Source organism: Acidimicrobiia bacterium (genome assembly GCA_040881685.1).
In the GTDB taxonomy this organism is placed as follows: Bacteria; Actinomycetota; Acidimicrobiia; order IMCC26256; family PALSA-555; genus SHVJ01.
This window is the reverse complement of the sequence record JBBECS010000026.1, coordinates 1-3,907: the sequence shown is the minus strand read 5'-3', so window position 1 is coordinate 3,907 and position 3,907 is coordinate 1. Positions and strand designations below refer to the sequence as shown.

Annotated in this window: 5 protein-coding genes; 2 read left to right on the top strand and 3 right to left on the bottom strand. The window is 66.3% G+C overall.

Features of this window, described 5'->3' with window-relative positions; translation table 11 throughout:
• The 3 genes from WEE69_06415 to WEE69_06405 all read right to left on the bottom strand — a co-directional run.
• Positions 1-1,223 (bottom strand): OB-fold domain-containing protein (locus WEE69_06415; protein ID MEX1144919.1); only part of this gene is annotated, 1,223 nt, incomplete at its 3' end.
• Between the two features lie 16 nt (positions 1,224-1,239).
• Complete coding sequence (locus tag WEE69_06410) at positions 1,240-2,061, bottom strand: SDR family oxidoreductase (GenBank protein ID MEX1144918.1); 822 nt, start codon at positions 2,059-2,061, stop codon at positions 1,240-1,242.
• 27 nt (positions 2,062-2,088) lie between these two features.
• A complete protein-coding gene (locus WEE69_06405; GenBank protein MEX1144917.1) occupies positions 2,089-2,847 on the bottom strand; it encodes an SDR family NAD(P)-dependent oxidoreductase in 759 nt (252 codons plus the stop codon).
• Positions 2,848-2,925: 78 nt separating this feature from the next.
• Between WEE69_06405 and WEE69_06400 the strand changes: the two genes are divergently transcribed.
• Positions 2,926-3,372, top strand: coding sequence for a nuclear transport factor 2 family protein (locus WEE69_06400; protein MEX1144916.1), 447 nt, complete (start codon positions 2,926-2,928; stop codon positions 3,370-3,372).
• Positions 3,369-3,907, top strand: a 539-nt coding sequence (locus WEE69_06395) for an amidohydrolase (GenBank protein ID MEX1144915.1), incomplete at its 3' end; no start/stop codon positions are given. The genes WEE69_06400 and WEE69_06395, both read left to right, overlap by 4 nt.

The following is a 3,907-nucleotide window of genomic DNA, read 5'->3' as shown; positions in this document are numbered from 1 at the left end:
CGCTCGGTGATCTGCGTCCCGACGGCCTCGACGCGGATCGCCGGCTTCGGCAGATCACCGGCGACAGACGCGTCGGACACGACGACCGCGACCGATGCGTCACACGGGACGTCGCAGTCGAAGAGCCCGAACGGGCTGCTGATCGGGCGCGCCGACAGGTAGTCGTCCATCGTCATCGGATCCCGGTAGATCGCCACCGGATTGCGAGCTGCGTTCGCGCGACCGTTCAACGCGATCCATCCCAGCATCTCTCGAGTCGCGCCATACCGATGGAAGTAGTTGCTCGCGTGCATCGCGATCCAGTTCGCCGCCGACATGGCGCCGAACGGCGCGCGCCACTCGATCAGAGGCCCTGAGACGCGACCACCGCCCCCGAAACCGATCCCGAGTGCCGCCGCGGTCGACTCCCACACCGTGCGGAAGCACAGGACGTGCCGGCACAAGCCGCTGGCCACTGCGAGCATCCCTGCGATCACGGCGCCTCCCTGCCCGGGAAGTTCCATGCCGCCATTGATCCATGTCGGCCGCAGGCGCAGCGCCTCCTCGATGGCCGTCGCGCCGCCCTCGCTGATGCCCATGCCCGCGGGACCCGGATAGGTCGACAGCCCGTCGATGTCGTCGGGCGTGAGGCCCGCGTCCGCGATCGCGGCCAGACAGGCGTCGACGGTGAGCGCTCTCGGGTCCACCATCAGGCGACGCCCGATCGCAGAGCGGCCGACGCCCGAGAGCACAGCCCGATGCTCGAACCGGTCGGGGCGTACAGGAGCCCGCACGGTTGGACGCTGCGGTTCGGGTACCAGCGCAGTGGCATCGGTGGTGCCGCCCGTCGGCTCGAACAGCGGGAGCCAGACGTCCTCTTGCTGCTCGAAGCGCACAGCGACCTCTTGGCCGATCTGCACCTCGTCGGGATCGCAACCGACGATGTTCGTCGTGAGACGCACCGAGGGATCCTCCTCGAGCGCCACGATCGCGATCACGTAGGGAGGTTCGAACGACGGCAGCCACTGATGCTGGTTGATCGTGAAAGCCACGACGGTGCCGCGACCCGACACCACCGTTGGCGCCCACGATCGACTGCGACACACCGGACAGATCGGGGTCGGCGGATGCACGAGCGTCCCGCACTCAGCGCAGCTCTGGATCCTGAGGTGGCCGTCGGCACCCGAGGTCCAGAACCACTCGTTGACGGGAGTGAGCTCCGGAAGCGGAACTGCTGCGGTCATCGCGAGCGCAACACGCCTATCGGTTGAGGAGCATGTTGGCGATGACGGTCGCGTTGGGGAACGAGCCCGTGATGCCCGAGCTCATGTAGCCGGCGTCGGAGATCAACGTGATCCCGCTGACATACGACGCGGCATCGCTGCACAAGAACACCAGCGGGTATGCCTGCTCGAGCGGAGTGGAGGGCTCAATCCCTGTCTCGCCGCGATAGTCGGCGCCGAACCCGAGCCACATCTCCTTGTTGGCCTGCGCGAGCGGAGTGTCGGTGGGGCCGGGACAGATGGCGTTGATGCGGATGCCGTCTTTCAGGAGCGGGAATGCCTCACGTGCGACGTACGCACAGATCGCTTGCTTCATCGACATGTAGTCGGCCTTGCCGTGCTTCTCCACCCATTGCACCGCCGAGTCGAAGTCGGGAGTGTCCAGCAGCTCGTGCAGCTCCGCCAGATTCGGTTCCCACCCCAGGCCCGCGGCTGACGAGATGAAGCCGATTGCCGACCCTCGCGGCAACATCTGCTTCGCGCGCAGGCGGTCGATCAGGTGCCGGTGGCCGATGAAGTTGATCCGTTCGATGCCGGGAGTGCCGTCGGCGACACCCGCGCACGAAAACAGCGCGTCCATGTGCCCGCCACATTCGTCGACGGCTGCGTCGATGGACGCGGCGTCGGCAAGGTTGACGTGGATGCCCTTTACTCCCGGCAGCCTGATGTCGGCGAAGTCCATGACCACGACCTCGGCACCGGCGTCTTGCAACAGCTCCGCAGTGGCTGCCCCCATGCCGGTGGCACCACCGACGACGAGTGCGCGCTTGCCGTCGTACCGGAATGCGTCAGCTGGCATGGTCTGCTCCTCCATCGTGACAACCGATCATTTGGGTGCGAAGCGCTGGCCGCCGTCGAGTCGGATCGTCCCGCCGTTCAGCATGGCGTTCTCGACGATCGCAACGGCGAGCTTGGCGTACTCGTCGGGTCGACCCATGCGCTTCGGGAACGCGGCGTCTCTGGTGAGGTCCGCTTCCATCTCCTGAGGGATCCCCTTGGTGATCCCGGTCGCGAAGAGGCTCGGAGCGATCGCCATGACACGCACGCCCATGCTGCCAAGGTCGCGGGCCATCGTCAGCATCATCCCCGCGATCCCGGCCTTCGCCGCCGAGTAGGCGACCTGGCCGATCTGGCCTTCGAACGCGGCAATCGACGCGGTGTTGATCATCACGCCGCGCTCGTCGTCCACCGGATCGTTCTTGCTCATGGCCCACGCCTGGAGGCGATTGAGGTTGAAGGTCGCGATCAGGTTGAGGTCGATGAGACGCCGAAAGGCTTCGAGCGGCATCGGGCCGTCACGACTGATCGTGCGCTGGGCCGTGCCACCCCCAGCCGTGTTCACCGCAATGTGCAAGCCCTGCATTGCTGTCACCGCATCGTCGATCGCGCGCTGGACCGCGACCGCGTCCATGACGTCGCAGGGATGAAAGGAACCATCGAGCGAAGCAGCGACGGACTCGCCATCGGAGGTCGGCAGGTCCAGCACCGTGATCCGCGCGCCCCGTGCGTGAAGCATCTCGGCCGTGGCGCGACCAAAGCCGGACGCGCCGCCGACGACCATCGCGTGCTTCCCCTCGATCTCCACACGCCGCTCCCTGTTGCCTCGGTGATAACCTAATTCTCGCCTAGTGAATGCGCTACTTCCGCCCGCCCGGGGGACTGCGTGACCGACGACGCTCGACGGATCGCCGACCTCGTCGAGCTGCACGCGCTGTGCGCGCGGTACATGTTGTTGGCGAGCCAGTTCGAAGAGGACCGATGGCTCGACGTGTTCACCCCCGACGGCGAGTACAACGCCTTCGGCACCGCGTACACCCTCGAGCGCTTCCCGGCGCTGCTCGCAGCCGCGCCCCGAGGCCAGTTCATCGGCAACATGCCGGTGGTCGAGCTCGACGACGACAGCGCCACCGGGATGCAGCACTTCGTCTTCATCGATCAGCACACACACGCCATGCGCCTAGGTTGGTACCGGGACGAGTACCGGCGCACGCCGGATGGCTGGCGGATCCATCGCCGCGCCACCACGTTCATGCGCAAGCATGGGGGCTTCGACTCCGGAGAACCGCACGACCCGCTCGCGGATGCAGAGACTGAGGAGAGCAAGCGATGACCGAGCTGCCGAAGATCATCAGCGTCGACGACCACGTGGTGGAGCCGGCGCACGTCTGGCAGACGTGGCTGCCCGAGAAGCACCGGGAGAAGGGCCCGCGGGTCGAGCGCAAGAAGTGGGGCGCGTTCAAGATCAAGAAGGGCGCCAAGTACGAGATGTCCGAGGACCCGGACGGCGAGTGGGGTGACGCCTGGATCTACGAGGACAAGCTCATCTACGTCCAGAAGAAGTTCGTCGCGATCCCGAAGTCGGCAACGCCAGGCGACGACGTGTCGAAGTTCGACAAGACGGTCATGACGATGACCGCCGTCACCTACGACGACATGCGTCCCGGCTGCTACGACGCCAAGGAGCGCAAGAAGGACTTCGAGATCGCATGGGTCGACGGCTCGCTGCCGTTCCCGACGTTCCCGCGCTTCTGCGGCCAGACCTTCATGGAGGCTGACGACCGGGAGCTCGCGCTCGCGTGCGTGCAGGCGTACAACGACTGGATGGTCGAGGAGTGGTGCGACCCGTCGATCGGGCTCAACATCCC